We start from the raw sequence: 18,927 nt of genomic DNA, 5'->3' as shown, positions 1-18,927 counted from the left end.
AACGCCGCCGTTACAGGCGAAACACGACGAATCGGCGCCCCAGCACCTTGCATTCAGCTATGCAAGAGCGACGCCAGACTGCATTCCGGGAGACTACTGGCGACGAAAGTATGGGGTGCGCGGACCGTCGCGTGCCGTGCGCGCACGGCAAGTCGACCTCTCAGGCGCGTGCGCCTCCGGCACAATCCGATCAGCGGAGCGCCGCGGCGACCTCGGGGACCAGCGGCGGCGCGCTGCGCGACGCGGCGTGCAACGCGCATTCGACGAACCGGCGCGGCAGCAGCGAGGCGTTCGAGCGCATCGCCACCAGCATGCGGCTCTCCGCATCCGGTGTGTCCAGCGCCTTCGCGACGACGCTCATGACGCCAGCCTGCTGGTAGCAGGACGGCAGGATCGAAAGCCCGATCCCGGCGGCAACCAGGCTGAGCACCGTGCGCAGCTCGTGCGCCTCCTGCGCGATCCGCGGCGCAAAGCCGGCGCGCCGGCACAGCATCGCCGCCTGGTCGCCGACGCCGCAGCCGCTTTCGGCCATGCCGACGAATTCGTGCTCGGAAAGATCGGCAACGCTGAGCTTGCCGGGCGCTGAGGCGAGCGGATGATCGATCGGCAGGAACACCATCAAGCGGTCGCGCCAGACGACATGAACTTGCAGATCGGCCGCGGGCCGGAAATCCAGCGGCGGCCGCATGATCGCGACGTCGAGTTCGGCGTCGGCGAGCGCCTGCAGCTGCTTTGCCGTCGACATGTGCCTGAGCTCGATCTTCACCCGCGGATAGCTGCCGCGGAAGCTGCGGAACAGTTCGGCGAACATGTCGAGCATCGGAACCGAGTCGGTAAAGCCGACACGGACCGCGCCGGCTTCACCGCGCGCGGCGCGGCGCACGGTCTCCGATGCGAGGTCGAGCTCGCTGACGGCACGCCGTGCGTGTTCCAGCAGCAACTGGCCGGCCTGGGTGAGTTCGACCGCACGTCGTGTCCGCGACAGCAGCTTCGTGCCGAGCTCCTCCTCCATCGCCTTGATCTGCGTGCTCAGCGGCGGCTGGCTGACATGCAGCCGCTTGGCGGCGCGGCTGAAGCTGAGTTCTTCCGCGACCGCGATGAAGTAGCGAAGCTGCCTGTAATCCATCGCTTATTCCGTTTCCCTATAAGTGACGGGTCAAAGCGGTATTTGACCTCCCAGGACCGTTTTCCGATCTTGGCGCCAAAACGCGGATGCTCCAAGGGGCAACACGCGCAGCCGGTCAGCCATGCGAAATCGCCGCAAATAACAGGCGCTCCGCCCGGTTCGGATCACAGGCGCGACAACAAGAAACAAGGGAGGATTCCAATGGGCCAAACGTCCGTCAGCGAGCTCGAACAGAAAACCATCCGCCGGGTCTATTGGCGGCTGATCCCGATCCTCTTCGCCATGATGTTCTTCAACTATCTCGACCGCATCAATCTCGGCTATGCCGGGCTGACGATGAACAAGGATCTCGGCCTCAGCCCCGCGATCTTCGGCTTTGCCGCCAGCATCTTCTTCCTCGGCTACATGGTGCTCGAGGTGCCGAGCAATTTGATGCTGCACTGGCTCGGGGCGCGGATCTGGCTGGCACGCATCCTGATTACCTGGGGCCTCGTCGCCACGCTCACCGCCTTCGTCTGGAATCCGCTCAGCCTCTACGTGATGCGGTTCGGCCTCGGCGTCGCGGAAGCCGGCTTCATGCCGGGCGTGGTGCTCTACCTCACCTACTGGTTCCCCTCACGCTACCGCGCCCGCGCGGTGGCCGGCTACATCATCGCCGGCTCGTTTTCCGCGGTGCTCGGCGGGCCGATCTCGACCAGCATCATGACCTTCCTCGACGGCGCCGCCGGCCTGCACGGCTGGCAATGGATGTTCATCGCCGAGGGTGTGCCGACCATTCTGCTCGGCCTGTTCACGCTCTATTATCTGACCGACCGCCCAGCCAAGGCGAGCTGGCTGACCAAGGAGCAAGCGGCCTGGCTGGAGGGCGAGCTGGCCGCCGAGCGGGCCGAGATCGAACAACAGGGACAGCACAGGTTGATCGAATGCGTGCTCGATATCAGGGTCTGGCTGTTGGCGGCGCTGTTCGGCTGCGCGCTGGTCGGCATCTATGGCCTCTTGTTGTGGCTGCCGCAGATCATCAAGGGCATGGGCGATCTCAGCAACATCGAGGTCGGCTTTCTCTCAGCGATCCCGCCGCTGCTCGGCGTCGTCGGCACCATCGTGGTCAGCCGCAGCTCGGACAAGACAGGCGATCGCAAGTTTCATCTTGCGGCGGTCTATCTGCTCGCCGCGATCGCGATGCTCGGCAGCGCCTATGTCGCAAGCCCGGTGCTGGCCTTCGTGTTCCTGTGCATCGTCGGCTTCAGCCTGAACGCCGGCAATCCGTTGTTCTGGAGCATCAACGCCTCGTTGCTGACCGGCGCAGCCGGTGCCGCCGCGATCGCCATGGTCAACACGCTGGCGCAGTTCGGCGGGCTGATCGGCCCGTGGTGCATCGGCCTGATCAAGGACTCGACCGGAAGCTTCTCCTGGGCGCTGGTCGGCATCGCCGGCTTTCTGTTCGTCGCATCCGCCATCGCCGCCACCATGCGCGTCAAACCGCGCGAGACAGAACTAACGGGTGCGATCCCGTCATCCGTCGCACGCTGACAACCCTGCCAAGGGGACAACAAGGAAGCAACCATGATTATCGATTGTCACGGCCACTACACCACCGAGCCGGCCAAGCTGCAGATCTTCCGCGACAAGCAGCTCGCCGGCCTCGCCGACAGATCGCGCCGGCCGCTCACCACCAATCTCGGAATCACCGACGACGAGATCCGCAGCAGCGTCGAGGGCGCGCAGCTCCGCCTGCAGCGGGAACGCGGCACCGACGTCACCATCTTCTCGCCGCGTGCCGCCGGCATGGCCCACCATGTCGGCAAGGAAGCGACCAGCCGTGAATGGACCACGATCTGCAACGACCTCGTGCACCGGGTCTGCACCCTGTTCCCGCAGAATTTCGTCCCCGTGTGCCAGCTTCCGCAGAGCCCGGGCGTGCAGCCCAAAAACTGCATCGAGGAGCTGGAGCGCTGCGTGACGCAGCTCGGTTTCGTCGGCTGCAACCTCAATCCCGATCCCGCCGGCGGCTATTGGTGCGACCCGCCGTTGACGGACGAATGGTGGTATCCGCTCTATGAGAAGATGGTCGAGCTCGACGTGCCGGCCATGGTCCATGTCTCCTCGTCCTGCAATCCGTGCTTCCACGGCACCGGCGCGCATTACCTCAACGGCGACACCACCGCCTTCATGCAGTTCCTGACCTCGGACTTGTTCAAGCGCTTCCCCACCCTGCGGTTCATCATCCCGCATGGCGGCGGCGCGGTGCCCTATCACTGGGGCCGCTACCGCGGCCTCGCGCAGGACATGAAGCTGCCGCCGCTGTCCGAGCATCTGCTGAAGAACGTGTTCTTCGACACCTGCGTCTATCACCTCCCAGGCATCGAGCTGTTGACCAGGGTAATTCCGGTCGAGAACATCCTGTTTGCGTCGGAGATGGTCGGTGCGGTCCGCGGCATCGATCCCGAAACCGGCCATCACTTCGACGACACCCGCCGCTACATCGATGCGCTGCCCCTGAGCGCGGAGGACAAGGCCAAGATCTTCGAAGGCAATGCCCGCCGCGTCTATCCCCGCCTCAACGCCCATCTCGAGCGCCGCGCGCATTAACCGGCCGCGCCGACAACACCCCGGAGAACACCGATGGCCATAGGATTTGCAATTCACAAGGCGAAGCGGAAAGTGTCGCCTGACCTGGTCGCGCGCTACCGCACGCTGCCGGTCGCCAATATCAGCGATGTGATGTCGCGGATCGCGGGCACCAACCGGCTGCGGCCGATGCATAAGGGCGGCTGGCTCGGCGGCCCGGCGCTGACCGTGAAGACCCGGCCCGGCGACAATCTGATGGTGCACAAGGCGATCGACCTCGCCCAGCCCGGCGACGTGATCGTGGTCGATGCCGGCGGCGTCCTGGTCAATGCCATCATCGGCGAGATCATGTCGACGTTGGCGGAGAAGAAGGGCGTCGCGGGCTTCGTGATCGACGGCTCGATCCGCGATGCCGGCGCGATCCGCGCCGGATCGTTCCCGGTGTTCGCAGCCGGCGTCGCCCATCGCGGCCCCTACAAGGACGGACCGGGTGAGATCAACTGCGCGATCTCGATCGACGGCATGATCGTCGAGCCCGGCGATCTCATCGTGGCCGACGATGACGGCGTGCTCTGTGTGCCCCATGACGAGGCCGAGGCCATCTGCAAATTGACCGAGGCCAAGAAAGCGACCGAAGAGAAAGCCATCCAGCAGATCCTCACCGGCACCAGCGACCGCCGCTGGGTCGATGAGGCGCTGCACCGCCTCGGCTGCGAGTTCAAGAACTGACCAGCTCGCTGCCCAGGAGGCGGGATGCCTGTCTCTTGGGCATAAATCTTGCGCAAAATCGGCAAGAATCGCCGCCGCGCAGTCGGTTGGCGGGTCCGTCGACCGGCATCGGGAATTTTTCCCGATTATGGACGGAAAAGAATCCCGGACCTCCGGGACACATCTTGTTTGCCAAAGCTGAAGCGCTCCAGCAGTCTCGAAGCCAGGGTTCGTCGGGGATAAAAGCCGAACCGTGACAACAGGGTGGGCGTCATGGCTGGTACGTTGTTGCGTACGGCAACACGATTTTTGTCTGGTTCGGTCTATACGCGCGGCGCTGCGGCCGTGCTCACCGCCATCGGAGCCGCAGCGCCGCTGACGATGGCGCGAGCCCAGACGCCCGCCCCGGCCGAACTGCCGCCGGTCAACGTGATTGCCCCCTCGCCGCTGTCAGGCACGCGCAGCATCAAGCCCGCCGCCCGGCCGGTGGTGCGGACCTCGCGAACCGCCCGAACCCGGGCCGCGCCGGCGCAAACGGCGGCGGCGCCCGAGGGCGGCGCCGGTGTCCCCGGCCCGTCCGAGCGCGGTTCGAGCCTGCTCGACCGCGACAAGATCCCGTCCAACACCGAGGTGCTGACCTCGGCGGATTTCAGCCGCAACTATTCGACCAACTTTCTCGACTCGGTGAACCGCAAGCTGCCCGGCGTCACGCTCACCGACCAGACCGGCAACCCGTTCCAGCGCAATCTCGACTACCGCGGCTTCGTCGCCTCGCCGGTGCAGGGAACGCCGCAGGGCATCGCGGTCTATCAGAACGGCGTGCGCATCAACGAATCCTGGGGCGACGTGGTCAACTGGGATTTCATCCCGGAAAAGGCCATCGACCGGGTTTCGCTGGTGCCCAATAACCCGATCTTCGGCCTGAATGCGATCGGGGGCGCGCTCAGCATCCAGATGAAGAACGGCTTCACCTATCAGGGCTCCGAGGCGGAACTGTTCGGCGGTTCTTACGGGCGCGTGCAGGGCAGCGTGCAAGCCGGCGGCCAGAGGGACAACATCTCCGCCTATGCGGCGTTCGAATCCGCCTACGATCGCGGCTGGCGCGACCATGCGAACTCCTCGCACATCAACCGAATGTATGTCGACGTCGGCGCGCGCAATGATGACACCGAATTCCACGTCAACTTCACCGGCGCCAGCAACCTGCTCGGCAACGTCGCGGCAACGCCGGTCGAGCTGCTCAACCAGCGCTGGTCGAGCGTCTACACCTGGCCGCAATCGACGCTGCTGCAGCTTGCCTTCGTCAACGCCACGCTGAGCCATAATTTCTCGGACACCTGGTCATTCCAGGGCAACGCCTATTTCCGTGGCTTCCGGCAGAGCCATGCCGACGGCAATGGCACCGACGTTGCGCCGTGCGACGATCCGACCACCTTGTGCATCGGCGACGGCCTTCCGGTTTTCGGTCCGGCGGACGGTCCCGCGACTCCGAACACGCTGGGCAACGCCTTCCTTGGCGAACTTGATCGTAACCGGGCTGCGACCAACAGTTTCGGCGGCACCGCCCAGTTGACCAATTCGGACAAACTGTTCGGGCACGACAACCACGTCGTGATGGGTGTCAGTGTCGATCACGGCAACACGAAATTCACGGCGACCAGCGAACTCGGTGCAGTCGATCCCAGCAACCTGTTCGTGACGGGCACCGGTGTCTTCATCAACCAGCCTGACGCCGGTCTGAGCCCGGTCGATCTGCGCGCCACCAACACGTACACCGGCGTCTACCTCACCGATACATTCGATGTGACGAACAGGTTTTCGGTCACTGCAGGCGGACGATTCAACTACGCCCAGATCGATCTGAAAGACCAGACCGGGACCAACGACCTGCTCAACAGCAGCAATCGCTTCCAGCGATTCAACCCGGTGATCGGCGGCACCTTCAAGATCACCCCGAACCTCACCGCCTATGCCGGCTATTCGGAAGCCAACCGTACACCGACGCCGCTGGAGCTCGGCTGCTCCGATCCCAACCATCCCTGCATGATCGACACCTTCCTGGTGGCCGACCCACCGCTCAAGCAGGTGGTGTCGCATACCGTCGAGGCGGGCCTCCGCGGTGGCTGGGGCCGCGACGCCAGGACGGGCGTGCTGAGCTGGGGGTTGGGCGCGTTCCGCACCCTGTCCGACGACGACATCATCCAGGTGGCAAGCCCACTCGGCGTCAACAATTTCGGATACTTCCAGAACGCCGGACAGACCTTGCGGCAGGGCATCGAGGCCAAGCTCGACTATCGCATCGATCGATGGAACGCCTACGCCAATTACACCTATGTCAACGCGACCTATCAAAGCGCGGTCACGCTGTCCTCACCGAACAATCCGAATGCCCTGACCAACGAGGCCGGCGCGCAATTCGTCAACGTGACGCCGGGCGACCACATCCCGGGCATTCCCGCGCATCGCTTCAAGGCCGGCGTCGACTACAACGTCACGGATGCCTGGAAGGTCGGCGCCGACCTCAACGTCGTGGGCAGCCAGTGGCTGATCCATGACTATACCAACCAGAGCCCGAAGGTGCCGGCTTATTCCGTCGTCAATCTGCACACGTCATACCAGGTCACGAAGAACATCGAGGTGTTCGGCCTGATCAACAATGTGTTCAACCAGCATTACTATCTGAGCGGCGCGTTCTACCAAACGGGCGGCTTTACCAGCGCGGGCGGTCTACCCAACCTGATGGCACAGCTGAGCGACCCCCGCACCTTCGTGCCCGGCATGCCGCTCGCCGCCTATGCCGGCATCAGGGCGAGATTTTAGTTCTAGGGAAATCTCGTTCGCTAGTTTGTCCAGCGATAGACTCGCTGCACCCTTCCGCTTGCGGGGGAGGTTCCATCGCATCGAAGATGCGATGGGGACTCTTTCCACAATGTGACTCGCGGAGATACCCCCACCCCAACCCTCCCCCGCAAGCGGGAGAGGGAGCGCAGTTCCCTTCGAGGATACAGCTCGACTTCAATCCATCAAACGACTACGCCACCGTCCCGCCATCGACCGGCATCGCGATGCCGGTGACGAACGAGGCCTTGTCCGACAGCAGGAACACCGCGACCTCGGCGATCTCCTCCGGGCGCGCGGCACGGCCCATCGGATTGCGGGTCACCGCGGCCTTGATCAATTCTTCGGGGTCCGCCTCGTTGTGACCGGGCTGGTCCGGCCGGTTGACGAACACCCGCAGCATCGGCGTGTCGATCGCGCCGGGACAGATCGCGTTGACGCGCACGCCGTCCTTGGCGTGACGTTTGGCAAGCGCCCGCGCCAGACCAATGACGCCGGCCTTGGCCGCCGAATAGGTCGGGCTCCACGGCGAACCGACAAGGCCCGAGGTCGATGCGGTGAACAGGATGCTGCCCTTGCGCCGCGCCGTCATCTGCCCGAGCGCCGCGTTGGTGGTGATCAGCTGCGAGCGCAGATTGAGATCGACGCTGAGATCCCAGCCTTCGAGATCGTCGATCACGGACGGACCGGGAATGCCGAGATGATTCCACACGCAATCGAGCGCGCCGAATTCCTTCACCGTCGCGGTGACGATGTCACGCGAAAACTTCTCGTCGCGGAGATCGCCGGCCAGCGCCAGCGCGCGTCCGCCGCCGTTCTTGATCTGGTCGACCACCGCCTTCGCGCCGGCCTCGTTCTGGTCGACCACCGCAACCGCCGCGCCTTCGCGCGCGAGGATGAGCGCGCCGGCGCGACCGGCGCCCGACGCTGCTGCGGTAACGAGTGCGATCTTGCCTTGCATGTCCATGTTTCAATCCTGACTGTGCCCGTGAGCGCGAGCCTTCTTGGTTCCAGCTGAAACTCTGGTTGAATCAGGAGCGCAGCGCTGCGGTCTTGCGCTGACGCGCTATGTTCGTGTCGCCTAGCGGCCGCCGAACAGCACCGGAGACTGGCCGGGCAGCAGCTGCGAATGAATGTCGCTGTCCATGCGCTCCGCCCCTTGCTGGGTGAAGCTCGCTCCGAATGAGAGGCTGAGATTCGAGGTCGGGCGGAACTCGACGCCCGCGCGCGCCGAATAGCCGGCATTGACGCCGGGATTGCCGCTGAACGGCGCCAGCGGGCCACCGGCGCCGGGCGGATTGTATTTCAAGGAGTCGAAGCCAGCGAAGAAGGTCACGGGTGTATTGCCGACGCCCTTGAAATTGTAGCCGACCTGCGCACCCTGATAGTCCAGCGAGCCGAATGCCGCCGATTGGCCGATCGCGCCCCAGCCGGCGCGGCCGCCTTCGCTGCCGACAAACCAGCCGTCCGGGCGGCCGTTCAGATACGAGAAGTCGCCGCCTTGCGGCGCGGTGGCGTCAAAGCCCGGAAAGTTGCCGTAAGTGTCGACCTTCTGGCCATCGGCCAGGCTGCCGCCGAAGCCGAACAGCGAGCCCGGCGTCCAGTAGCGCACCGGGCCGGCCTGGGCATGGGCCTGCTGGGCGCCGAGACAGAGCACTGCGGCGATGATTGCGAGACCGGTTTTGCTTGAAAAGATCGACATTCGAAGGACCGTCACCTGTGCCCGCAAACTATACGCTGCGGAGGTCCACAACGCCAGCGCGGCGCTTCGGCGCGACGGCCGCGCCTCTTGCCAACCGCGCGGTCACCCCTTATGTACACGCCTCCTTTTCTAGGGCGAGCGATCCAGGTTTCCAACATGCGGCAGTCACAGCGAGCATCAGTGCTGATGACGGGAGGGCTAGTGCCCTCGTCCGCCGCCATTCTGCTTTGGACCTGACCTTACGTCACACCTGACATTGGAAGGCAGCCCGGAGCGGAAGCGGCTCCTGGTGCCGAACGGGCTCTCGCGGTGCCTCGAGTCGTGCAAACCCAGCACGGGAGCTCGAACACCACAGGTGTCCCATGGCCAAAGAGAAGTTCATCCGCCTCAAGCCCAACTGCAATGTTGGCACGATCGGCCACGTGGATCATGGCAAGACGACGCTGACGGCAGCGATGACGAAGGTTTCAGCCGATCACGGCTGGGGCGCATTCGTCTCCTACCAGGACGTTGCCAAGGCGTCGGCAGCGCAAGGTACGCGTGACGATTCGAAGATCCTGACCATCGCGACGAGCCACGTCGAGTTCTCGACGGCGGCGCGCCATTACTCGCACGTCGACTGCCCGGGCCACGCCGATTATGTGAAGAACATGATCACGGGCGCGGCGCAGATGGACGGCGCGATCCTCGTCGTCTCCGCCGTCGACGGACCGATGCCGCAGACGCGCGAGCACATCCTGCTCGCGCGCCAGATCGGCGTGCCGCGCATCGTGGTGTTCCTGAACAAGTGCGATGTCGCCGACGATCCGGAACTGGTCGATCTCGTCGAGATCGAGGTGCGCGACCTGTTGTCGAAGTACCAGTACGACGGCGACAACGCGCCGGTCGTGCGCGGGGCTGCGATGGCCGCGCTGCGCGGCGAGCACGGTCCGCTGGCGGATCAGGCGATCCTCGAACTGTTCGAGGCACTCGACAGCTTTATCGAGTTGCCCGAGCGGCCGAGGGATCGTCCGTTCCTGATGCCGATCGAAGGCGTGCAGTCGATCGCGGGGCGCGGCACGGTCGTGACCGGGCTCGTCGAGCGCGGCACGATCAGGATCGGCGACGAGGTCGAGATCGTCGGCCTCGGCGAGACCCGCAAGTCGGTCGTGACCAGCATCGAGAGCTACCGGAAGATCCTCGATCAGGGGCAGGCCGGCGACAATGTCGGCTGCCTGCTGCGCGGGATCGACAAGGCACTCGTGCAGCGGGGTCAGGTGCTGTCGCATCCCGGTGGTGCGTCGCCGCACCGGACCTTCCGCGCGGAAGTGTACGTGCTGACGAAGGACGAAGGCGGCCGGCACACGCCGTTCTTCGCCAACTATCGTCCGCAGTTCTACTTCCGGACCGCCGACGTCACCGGCATCGTCCAGCTCGCTGGCGGCGCCGAGATGGTGATGCCGGGCGACAGCGCCGAGTTCACGATCGAGCTCAACAAGCCGATCGCGCTCGAGGCGCGGTCGCGCTTTGCGATCCGTGAGGGCAACCGCACCGTCGGTGCCGGCGTGGTCACCGCGATCGTGGAATGAGGGATGGGGGCCGGCGCGAGCCGGCCCCCATTGCCGGCATCACGATGTTGCAAAAGCGTCCGATCGCCTGGAAATTGATCACGTCAACGAGCAATGCGGATTGAATGCGAAGTTAGTGAAAGCGGCTGCCACGAAAATCGCGCGAACTTCGCGTTCAGCACCCTACGATCGCCGCACCAGGCGCGCCCGCCGTGCCGGCTCACAGTTCTGCGATCAGTTGGACCAGTTGGTCCCGCAACCAGACATGGGCCGGGTCGTGCTGGTAGGACGCATGCCACAGCAAGGACACCGTGATGTCTTTCACCCTCACCGGCGGCGGACTGAGGCTGAGCCCGAGCTCGGCGGCGAAGCGGCGCGCCAGCCGTGCGCCCATGGTGACGATCACGGGCGCCTGCGCCACCAGATACGGCACGGTGAGGAAACGCGGCGTGGTCAGCGCAACGGAACGCTGCAGGCCGAGCTCTTCGAGCGCTTCATCGACGAAGCCGCGCACGGTGCGCCCCGGCCGCAGGCTGGTCAGCACATGCGGAAGCCGGATGTAGTCCTCGAGCGAGATCGGCGGCGTGATGCCCGTCTTCTCGGCATTGAACATGCACAGGAAGCTCTCGGTGAACAGCAGGCGCTGCTTGTGATGCAATTGGCCCTGCTGGATCGGCCCGTAGGAGAGCGCGAGATCCACCTCGTCGGCGTCGAGGTCGTCGAGCAGCCGGGACGTATCGACATTATAGAGCCGCAGGTGAATGCCCGGCGCGATCTCGCGCATGCGCGCCAGCAGGCGCGGCACGATCAGGATTTCCATGCTGTCCGACAGGCCGAGCCTGAAGGTCCGCACCGCCGTCGCCGGATCGAAGGATTGGTCGCGCAGCAGCACCGTCTCGACCTGCGCGAGCGCGGTCCGCACCGGATCGACCAGGGTCATCGCGCGCGGGGTGAGGCGCATGCCATCGGCCCCTCGCGTGAGCAGTTCGTCATCGAACAACTCGCGCAGGCGGGCGAGATTGTGACTCATCGCGGACTGGCCAATGCCGACCCGGGCCGCCGCTCGGGTCACGCTCCGCTCGGTCAGTAGCACGTCGAGATGAACCAGCAGATTCAGGTCGACCCGACCTAAATTGACGGCATCGATGGCCATTATCGATCCTATCTGTTTGATCGATGAGCATAGCCTCACCATGTGCTCTGGCAAGGGAGCAGACGGGCAATCGCCCGCCGCCCAGGTTCCGACACTCAAGCCAATGGAGGATCCCATGTCGATCCGCAGCACAGTTCTCGCCGCCGCCTTCACCCTGGTCTCGCTTGGAGTCTCGCTTGGCGCCGCACAGGCGCGCGGGCTCAGGCCGATCGAGGCCCAAAGCATTCATCTCGGCAACGTGTCCGGCGTTGCCTACTACACCGTCGAGCCCAACGGATATCGCGTCGTGACCACGCTCGCGCAGGGCGAAGCCGGAACGCCGGTCCGCTTCGTCTCGGTGCTGGCGCCCGGTCAGCGCGCCCTGCTCTCGACGCCGAACCAGGCAGGCGCACTGGAGATCAGCCGGAACGGCGACAGCGTGACTGTCCGCACGTCGGGTGCACTCTCCAACTAGTCCCCACAGCGGTCAGTGCTTCATGACTGGTGCAGGAGCCACAGATGTCGACGATCCACCTTCATCGAACGACTAGGTTGACACCCGAGCAGTATGTCAGCGGTCTCACCGACTTCGGGCCTGGCCGCTCCAAACTATTCGGCAACAGCGCCGACGCCTACCTCAAGGTGCATGACCGCGGCCCCTCGCATGCTGACGTGACGGAGGGCTCGAACGGCATCTGGGAACGCCTGCACTACGACTGGTCCGACCCCGACCATGTCGTGTTGACGACGACCGACTCCAATGTGTGGGGCGGCAGGTCGGGTCACACCTACAACTTCGCGCGGCGGTCCGATGGCACGACCGACATTGACGTGATCGTGGTGCGCGAGGGCAAGAACCTCAAGGGATGGCTCCTCGGTCTCGTGCTCGGGTCGATCGGCAGAGGCGTGCTGGAAAAGGCATTCGAAAACTCTGTCAAAGCCATCGAGCAGCGGCACCCGCAGGGCCGGATTGCTGCCTGACGCGAAGCATTGAAAGTATTGCTCCGAGATCAATGTTTCTATTGTACCGAGCAATGTACCGGACCATATCTAGGTTCATCGAACGCATTGCACCGGGTCAGCCCGGTGCAAGCTGAATGGAGATAACTGAAATGGAGATGAATTATCTCGATACGTTCCTGGCATTCCTCGGAATGACCTTCGGACTGGTCTCGGTGATGCCCCGCCTGTTTTTCCAACCCAAGGCAGAGGCGAAGCGCGCCACGGCCTCGGCTCGCGCCAGCAGGCGATAAGGCGTCGCAGCTCCTGCGCCGGCATCGCGCAGAAGCCTTAGCCCACGACAAGCAGCTTCTCTTTCAACAGCGCCGTCAGCCAGTCGGCGAACACCTGCAGCCGCCGCGACAGATGCTGGCGGTGCGGATAGAGCAAGGTCATCGGCATCGGCGTGGCGCGATGCCGCGGCATCAGCTCGACGAGCTCTCCGGCATCGAGGTGCCGCTTCACGTCGTAGGCTGGAATCTGGATCAGGCCGAGACCGGCAAGACAGCAGGCGATATAGGCTTCCGCACTGTTGACGGTGACGCGGCCGCGCATCGCGATGGTGCGCGAGGCGCCCTGCTTGCACCATTCCCATTCCTCGATGCGGCCAGTGGACGGCGAGGCGTAGTTGACCGCCCAATGTGCGCCGAGATCGTCCGGCGTCTGCGGCGTGCCGTGGCGCGCGAGATATCCCGCGCTCGCGACATTGATCAGCACGAGATTGCCGAGCGGCCGCGCGATCAGACCGGAATCGCCGAGCGGGCCGACGCGCACGACGCAATCCGTGGAGTCCGCGATCAGGTCGATGGCGCGGTCGGTGACGCCGAGGTCGATGTCGATCTGCGGATAGCGATCGAGGAAAGCCGGCAGCGCCGGCGCGATGATCAGGCGGCCGATCCGCCCGGGCACGTCGACCCTGAGCCGCCCCGACGGCTCGGCGCCGGCCTGGCGGAACAAGGTCTCGGCCTCCTCGACATCGGCGACGACGCGCAAGGCCCGTTCGTAGAACGCCGCACCATCATGGGTCGGCGACACCTTTCGCGTCGTTCGGTGCAATAGCCGCGCGCCGATGCGCTGCTCCAGCTCGGCGACCGTCGACGAGACCGACGAGCGCGGCAGACCCAGCGTGTCGGCCGCCCGCGTGAAACTCGCGCACTCGACGACGCGGGCGAAGATGCGGAAGAGATCGATGCGGTCCACGATCGGGCCCCGATTGTTCGCCAATTCTGACAAGTGAGGTCAGAATGCACGGCTTTATCGGCAAATCCTAGACGATATCGTTTCCCTCAGAAAGCGGCCGCAGGGCGCGGCCGCGAGACCTGGAGAAGCGAACGCCATGACCGACCACAGCATCAAGGACAAGACCGTCATCATCGCCGGCGGCGCCAAGAACCTCGGCGGCCTGATCGCGCGCGACCTCGCGGCCCATGGCGCGAAGGCGATCGCGATCCACTACAACAGCGCCGCGACCAAGGCCGACGCCGACGCGACTGTCGCCGCGATCAAGACTGCCGGCGCCAACGCGGTCGCCTTCCAGGCCAACCTCACGACATCGGGCGCGATGGAAAAATTGTTCACCGACGCCGTCGCCGCGGTCGGCCGTCCCGACATCGCGATCAACAGCGTCGGCAAGGTGCTGAAGAAGCCGATGGTCGAGATCTCCGAGGCCGAATACGACGCGATGAGCGCGGTCAACGCCAAGTCCGCGTTCTTCTTCCTCAAGGAGGCCGGCCGTCACGTCAACGACAACGGCAAGATCTGCACCTTGGTGACGTCGCTGCTCGGCGCCTACACGCCGTTCTATGCCGCCTATGCCGGCACCAAGGCGCCGGTCGAGCACTTTACGCGCGCAGCATCGAAGGAATTCGGCGCGCGCGGCATCTCGGTCACGGCGATCGGCCCGGGCCCGATGGACACGCCGTTCTTCTATCCGGCCGAGGGCGCCGATGCGGTCGCTTATCACAGATCGGCAGCGGCGCTGTCCGGCTTCTCGAAGACCGGGCTCACCGACATCAAGGATATCGTGCCCTGGATTCGTCTGCTGGTCTCGGAGGGCTGGTGGATGACCGGCCAGACAATCCTCGTCAACGGCGGCTACACCACGAAGTGAGCCACGTGCTCTCCATGTCGCGCCATTCCTTGCAGGGGAAACGGTCAGCCGGCGGAATTTGACCGCCGGTTGGGCCGGCGATATCTTTCGCGCCGCTGGGCCCTTCGCAGTGACGGTCTATTCGAGGCGCACATGGAATGGTCGACCAGGCCGGCCCGTCCGGATCAGCCCTTCGGCAGTTGGGCAGACGACCTCGCAGCCGCCTTCGTGCGCCTCGAGCCACGCAGGATTGCCGAGGAATCGTTTGCGGGTGCGATCTGCAAGGTCGACGCCGCGCCGCTGCAGATATCGCGGGTCACGGCGAGCGGGCACATCGTGCACCGGCTCGCCTCGCACATCGCTGCAAGCACCGACGACCTCTGCTTCGTCAACCTCCAGCTCGAAGGGCTGGGACGCACCTCGCAGCGCGGCCATGAGCAGATCAGTGCGCCCGGCGATCTCGCAGTTGCCGATACGACGCAGCCGTTCGAGATCGCTCACCGCCACGCCTTCAGGCTGATTTGCTTTGCCGTGCCGCGGCGTCTGTTGCCGGACACGCTGTTTGATCGCCCGCGACTTGGCCTGTCTGCGACCGAAACCGGCCGCGCGCTGTCGCGGACGCTGGCGAGCTACGCCGAGATCTGCCTGGGTGGCCGCCAACTCGGAAAGACCTCGGCGATGATCGGAGCACACATCGCCGAGCTGATCGCGCATGCGCCCGATATCCTTGCCGACATCTCGGCGGAGCAAGTTCACACGCCCGTGCTGCTGTCTGTCATGCTTGACCATATCGCCCGCCACAGCGACGACCCCGAGCTCGGCGCCCCGGCGTTGGCGAAAAAATTCCGCTGCTCCGAGCGCTACGTGCACCGCCTGTTTGCGAGCACCGGCCGTTCCGTGGGCGAACACGTCAACGAGCAGCGGATCGCCGCCTGCACACGCGCCCTGCTCGATCACACCTCAGCTCGCAAGACCATTGCCGAGATCGCCTTTGCCGCAGGCTTCCGCGACATCTCGCATTTCAACCGCCTGTTCAAGCGCCACAATGGCCTCGCCCCGCGCGAATTCCGTCGCACCGCCGCACACTGAACCATCCACCTGTGGGGAGTCTGGATGCCATGCAAAATACAGGGGCACAATACAACTGGTCTGATCCCGACGCCTACGAGGCCTTTATGGGGCGCTGGAGTGCGCATCTGGCAAACCGATTTCCTACTCTGGCCAATGTAACTCCGGGTAGCCGCGTGCTCGATGTGGGCTGCGGAACTGGTGTATTGACGAAGGCGTTCGCCGAGACGGGCGCGCATGTGATCGGAATTGATGCATCGGAGGGCTATCTGGAAGGCGCCCGCCGCGGCCGGTCCCACCCGAACATCTCATATGAACTCGGCGATATGCGGCGCATGCGGTTCGGTGATGGTGAGTTCGACGCGTCCGTTTCAACGCTGGCCCTGGACGTTATCCCGGAGGTCGAGCAAGTAGTTGCCGAGATGAAGCGCGTGACCCGTCCTGGCGGAGTGGTCGCATCCGGTATTCATCAGTTTTTTGGCGGTATGCCCGCATTTGACCTCGTCATTCACACCGCTGCCGTGCTCGACGCCGGCTTCGATAGTCTGAGATCCAGGCGGGCCGGGCGCCAGCACTTCTGGCCTGGCGGCCAATCCTTGCTGTGGCGGAAGATTGGCCTTACCGATGTGACCGAGAATCCTGTCGTCGTGGATTGCGAGTACCCATCATTTGCAGATTATTGGGCGACCTTCACCAGCGGCCAAGGGATCATCTCGGGCGCTTTAATGACGCTGTCGACCGAAGTCCGAGGTTCGATCGAGCGACATGTTCGATCCGGGTATCTAGCTGGCTTGCCCGATGGACCTCGGTCATTTCCGATGATGTTCCGTGTAGTTCGTGGCGTGGTCCCAGCCTGATAGTGAAAATCTGAATTCGCGAAATGCATCTGCTTCAACGCCGGAATGCCCTGTCTCCTTCGCTTGTCGGCTAACTTCACATGCTGCGATGAATTAGGGCCTCGCGCCTGGTGTCTCAGTTAGAGCTGCACTCCACTTGTTCGGCGCTGCGGTTCACTCGGCGCCAAGAAATCTGGCGCTGCCGTCCAAGATTTCCCGACCGCAGCGGGATAGCCATTGCCCAGACGGCCGACACGGAGGGCATTGGCATGGCGATCGATTTCACGCTCACGGCGCAGCAGCGCGAACTGCAACTCACGTCCCGCAAATTCGCCAGGGAGGTGCTGGCCGAGGCCAGGACGGCCGAACTGCTGGCAACGCCGGAGCAGCGCTTTCTCGCCACCAAACCGACCTACGAGGCGATGGTTGCGGCCGGCTATTTGCGCAAGTGCATTCCGGCGCCGGCGGGCGGCGATAATGCCGGCATGATCGACATGGCGATCCTGGCCGAGGAATTCTACAGCGTGAACCCCAGCGTGACGCTCACCATGCTCGGCAGCGTGCTCGGCTTGCTGCCGCTGCTGCTCGGCGGCACGCTGGAGCAGTGCCAGCGCCTGCTCGCGCCGTTCCTGAAGACGAGCGGCGCGCCGCTCGCCGCGTTCTGCTCCAGCGAACCGGGCGGCAGCGCCAACGCCGCCTCACCACCGCCCGGCCAGGGCGTCCGCACCACAGCCCGGCGCGAGGGCGACAATTGGCTGATCAACGGCCGCAAGAAATGGGTGTCCTCGGCCACCGGCTGGAATCGCGAGGGCGCCGATCTCCTGACCATCGTGTGCCGCACCGATCCGGCGGCAGCGCCCGATGCGGCCATCTCGATCATCGCCGTGCAGGGACCGGTGAACGGTCTGGTGTTCGAACGCGCCATCGACAGCATCGGTCATCGCGCGCATCTCGTGCCGCAGTTCGGCTTTCAGAACGTCGCGGCGCCGCAGCACAATCTGCTCGGACAGCAAGGTGCTGGTCTGGCGCTGACCGCGGCGGCGTTCACCGGCACCGCGGCGCTGGTCGGAATCTTCGGCGTCGCGCTGATGCGGGCAGCCTTCGCGTTCGCGCTGGATTTTGCCCGCAGCGAAAAACGCGGCGGCGTCCACCCCATCATCGAGCATCAGGCGGTCGGCTACGCGCTCGCCGACGCCAAGACCACGATCGAGGCGGCACGCTATCTCAGCTGGCGCGCCTGCCATGCACTCGACACCCAGTCGCCGGCGGCCGAGGAGCTTTCGGTGCAGGCCAAGATCTTCGGCTCGGAAGCTGCCGTGCGCGTCATCACCGACCTGATGCGGGTGGTCGGCATCGATAGCTACGATCATGAGGCCCCGTTCGGCGGCCTGCTCCAGGACGCGCTCGCGCTGCCGATCTTCGACGGCGGCAATCTCGGCATCCGGCGGCGGCAACTGCACACGACGTTCAAGAGCCGCGATTACAGCCCGCTCGCCGCGAGCGGTGCGGCGTAGCATTCTCAAGGAGCGCAATCATGAGCACGGAGCGGAAAGTCGCAGTGGTGACCGGCGCATCGCAGGGGATCGGCGCCGGCATCGTTCAGGCCTTCAGGGATCGCAACTGCAGCGTCGTTGCGACGTCGCGCTCGATCAAGCCGGCCACTGATGCGGATATCGTCACGGTGGCGGGCGATGTCGGCGCAGCCGGTACGGCGGAGGATGTGTTCAAGGCGGCGCTGGAACGCTTCGGCCGCGTCGACACGCTGGTCAACAACGCCGGCATCTTCATGGCGAAGCCCTTCACGGCCTACACCCAGAATGACTACGCCAGCTACATCTCGACCAACGTGACCGGCTTTTTCAACATGACCCAACGCGCGCTGGAGCTGATGAGCAAGCAGGGCCACGGTCACGTCGTCACCATCACGACAAGTCTCGTCGACCAGCCGATGAGCAGCGTTCCCGCCGCCCTCGCCTCATTGACCAAGGGCGCCTTGAACGCCGCAACCCGCGCGCTCGCCATCGAATATGCAAGAAGCGGAATCCGCGTCAACGCGGTGTCGCCCGGAATCATCAAGACCCCGATGCACCCGGCGGAGGCGCATCCGGCGCTGGCGGCGCTTCACCCGATCGGCAGGATGGGTGAGATCCCCGACATCGTCGACGCCGTGCTTTATCTCGATGGCGCCAGCTTCGTAACCGGAGAAGTGCTCCACGTCGACGGCGGACAGGCCGCCGGCCACCATATGCCGTAGCAAGGCCCCATCAAAACTGTCATCGCCCGGCTCGACCGGGCGATCCAGTACGCCGCGGCT

General features: G+C 64.7%; 18 protein-coding genes. 13 read left to right on the top strand and 5 right to left on the bottom strand.

Annotated features, from left to right (window positions below; all coding sequences use genetic code 11):
• Positions 1–190: 190 nt before the first annotated feature.
• Positions 191–1,126 (bottom strand): LysR substrate-binding domain-containing protein, encoded by a 936-nt coding sequence (locus XH92_RS09485; RefSeq protein WP_194458979.1) that lies wholly within the window; start codon positions 1,124–1,126, stop codon positions 191–193.
• A gap of 201 nt (positions 1,127–1,327) precedes the next feature.
• Here XH92_RS09485 and XH92_RS09480 point away from each other — a divergent pair, with 201 nt between their 5' ends.
• From XH92_RS09480 to XH92_RS09465, 4 genes are all read left to right on the top strand, one after another.
• Positions 1,328–2,656, top strand: coding sequence for an MFS transporter (locus XH92_RS09480; RefSeq protein WP_194458978.1), 1,329 nt, complete (start codon positions 1,328–1,330; stop codon positions 2,654–2,656).
• 33 nt (positions 2,657–2,689) lie between these two features.
• On the top strand, positions 2,690–3,715 hold the full coding sequence (locus XH92_RS09475) for an amidohydrolase family protein (RefSeq protein WP_194458977.1): 1,026 nt from the start codon (positions 2,690–2,692) through the stop codon (positions 3,713–3,715).
• Between the two features lie 33 nt (positions 3,716–3,748).
• Entirely contained in the window at positions 3,749–4,423 is a 675-nt protein-coding gene (locus tag XH92_RS09470; protein ID WP_194458976.1) for an RraA family protein, read from the top strand.
• Between the two features lie 612 nt (positions 4,424–5,035).
• Complete coding sequence (locus XH92_RS09465) at positions 5,036–7,222, top strand: TonB-dependent receptor (protein ID WP_246788537.1); 2,187 nt, start codon at positions 5,036–5,038, stop codon at positions 7,220–7,222.
• Positions 7,223–7,433: 211 nt separating this feature from the next.
• Here the strand turns inward: XH92_RS09465 and XH92_RS09460 are convergent, their stop codons facing one another.
• A complete protein-coding gene (locus XH92_RS09460) occupies positions 7,434–8,207 on the bottom strand; it encodes an SDR family NAD(P)-dependent oxidoreductase (protein WP_194458975.1) in 774 nt (257 codons plus the stop codon).
• A 114-nt stretch (positions 8,208–8,321) separates the two neighbouring features.
• Positions 8,322–8,942: a hypothetical protein gene (locus tag XH92_RS09455; RefSeq protein ID WP_194458974.1), complete on the bottom strand. Its 621-nt coding sequence runs from the start codon at positions 8,940–8,942 to the stop codon at positions 8,322–8,324.
• Between the two features lie 362 nt (positions 8,943–9,304).
• On the opposite strand from XH92_RS09455, the gene tuf reads away from it, so the two are divergent.
• Positions 9,305–10,510, top strand: coding sequence for an elongation factor Tu (gene tuf / locus XH92_RS09450; protein WP_194458973.1), 1,206 nt, complete (start codon positions 9,305–9,307; stop codon positions 10,508–10,510).
• Between the two features lie 199 nt (positions 10,511–10,709).
• Here tuf and XH92_RS09445 read toward each other — a convergent pair whose 3' ends face one another.
• A complete protein-coding gene (locus XH92_RS09445) occupies positions 10,710–11,642 on the bottom strand; it encodes a LysR family transcriptional regulator (protein ID WP_194461188.1) in 933 nt (310 codons plus the stop codon).
• Between the two features lie 115 nt (positions 11,643–11,757).
• Between XH92_RS09445 and XH92_RS09440 the strand changes: the two genes are divergently transcribed.
• The 3 genes from XH92_RS09440 (at position 11,758) to XH92_RS43590 (ending at position 12,874) form a co-directional block, all read left to right on the top strand.
• Positions 11,758–12,096 (top strand): hypothetical protein, encoded by a 339-nt coding sequence (locus XH92_RS09440; protein ID WP_194458972.1) that lies wholly within the window; start codon positions 11,758–11,760, stop codon positions 12,094–12,096.
• Between the two features lie 44 nt (positions 12,097–12,140).
• Positions 12,141–12,602, top strand: coding sequence for a hypothetical protein (locus XH92_RS09435; RefSeq protein ID WP_194458971.1), 462 nt, complete (start codon positions 12,141–12,143; stop codon positions 12,600–12,602).
• Between the two features lie 137 nt (positions 12,603–12,739).
• Positions 12,740–12,874 (top strand): hypothetical protein, encoded by a 135-nt coding sequence (locus tag XH92_RS43590; RefSeq protein ID WP_256437614.1) that lies wholly within the window; start codon positions 12,740–12,742, stop codon positions 12,872–12,874.
• A gap of 37 nt (positions 12,875–12,911) precedes the next feature.
• Here the strand turns inward: XH92_RS43590 and XH92_RS09430 are convergent, their stop codons facing one another.
• On the bottom strand, positions 12,912–13,820 hold the full coding sequence (locus tag XH92_RS09430) for a LysR family transcriptional regulator (RefSeq protein WP_194458970.1): 909 nt from the start codon (positions 13,818–13,820) through the stop codon (positions 12,912–12,914).
• Between the two features lie 136 nt (positions 13,821–13,956).
• Here XH92_RS09430 and XH92_RS09425 point away from each other — a divergent pair, with 136 nt between their 5' ends.
• The 5 genes from XH92_RS09425 to XH92_RS09405 all read left to right on the top strand — a co-directional run bounded on the left by XH92_RS09425 (position 13,957) and on the right by XH92_RS09405 (position 18,867).
• Positions 13,957–14,730 (top strand): SDR family oxidoreductase, encoded by a 774-nt coding sequence (locus XH92_RS09425; RefSeq protein WP_194458969.1) that lies wholly within the window; start codon positions 13,957–13,959, stop codon positions 14,728–14,730.
• Positions 14,731–14,862: 132 nt separating this feature from the next.
• Complete coding sequence (locus XH92_RS09420; RefSeq protein WP_194458968.1) at positions 14,863–15,798, top strand: helix-turn-helix domain-containing protein; 936 nt, start codon at positions 14,863–14,865, stop codon at positions 15,796–15,798.
• A gap of 29 nt (positions 15,799–15,827) precedes the next feature.
• The gene (locus XH92_RS09415) at positions 15,828–16,634 is read left to right on the top strand and encodes a class I SAM-dependent methyltransferase (RefSeq protein ID WP_194458967.1); all 807 of its coding nucleotides are present in this window, start codon (positions 15,828–15,830) and stop codon (positions 16,632–16,634) included.
• Between the two features lie 248 nt (positions 16,635–16,882).
• Positions 16,883–18,127, top strand: coding sequence for an acyl-CoA dehydrogenase family protein (locus tag XH92_RS09410; RefSeq protein ID WP_194458966.1), 1,245 nt, complete (start codon positions 16,883–16,885; stop codon positions 18,125–18,127).
• A 20-nt stretch (positions 18,128–18,147) separates the two neighbouring features.
• Positions 18,148–18,867, top strand: coding sequence for an SDR family NAD(P)-dependent oxidoreductase (locus tag XH92_RS09405; RefSeq protein WP_194458965.1), 720 nt, complete (start codon positions 18,148–18,150; stop codon positions 18,865–18,867).
• Positions 18,868–18,927: the final 60 nt, after the last annotated feature.

It is taken from the genome of Bradyrhizobium sp. CCBAU 53421, assembly GCF_015291625.1.
GTDB lineage: Bacteria > Pseudomonadota > Alphaproteobacteria > Rhizobiales > Xanthobacteraceae > Bradyrhizobium.
The sequence above is the reverse complement of the archived record's forward strand: the minus strand, read 5'-3'. Positions and strand labels throughout refer to the sequence as shown.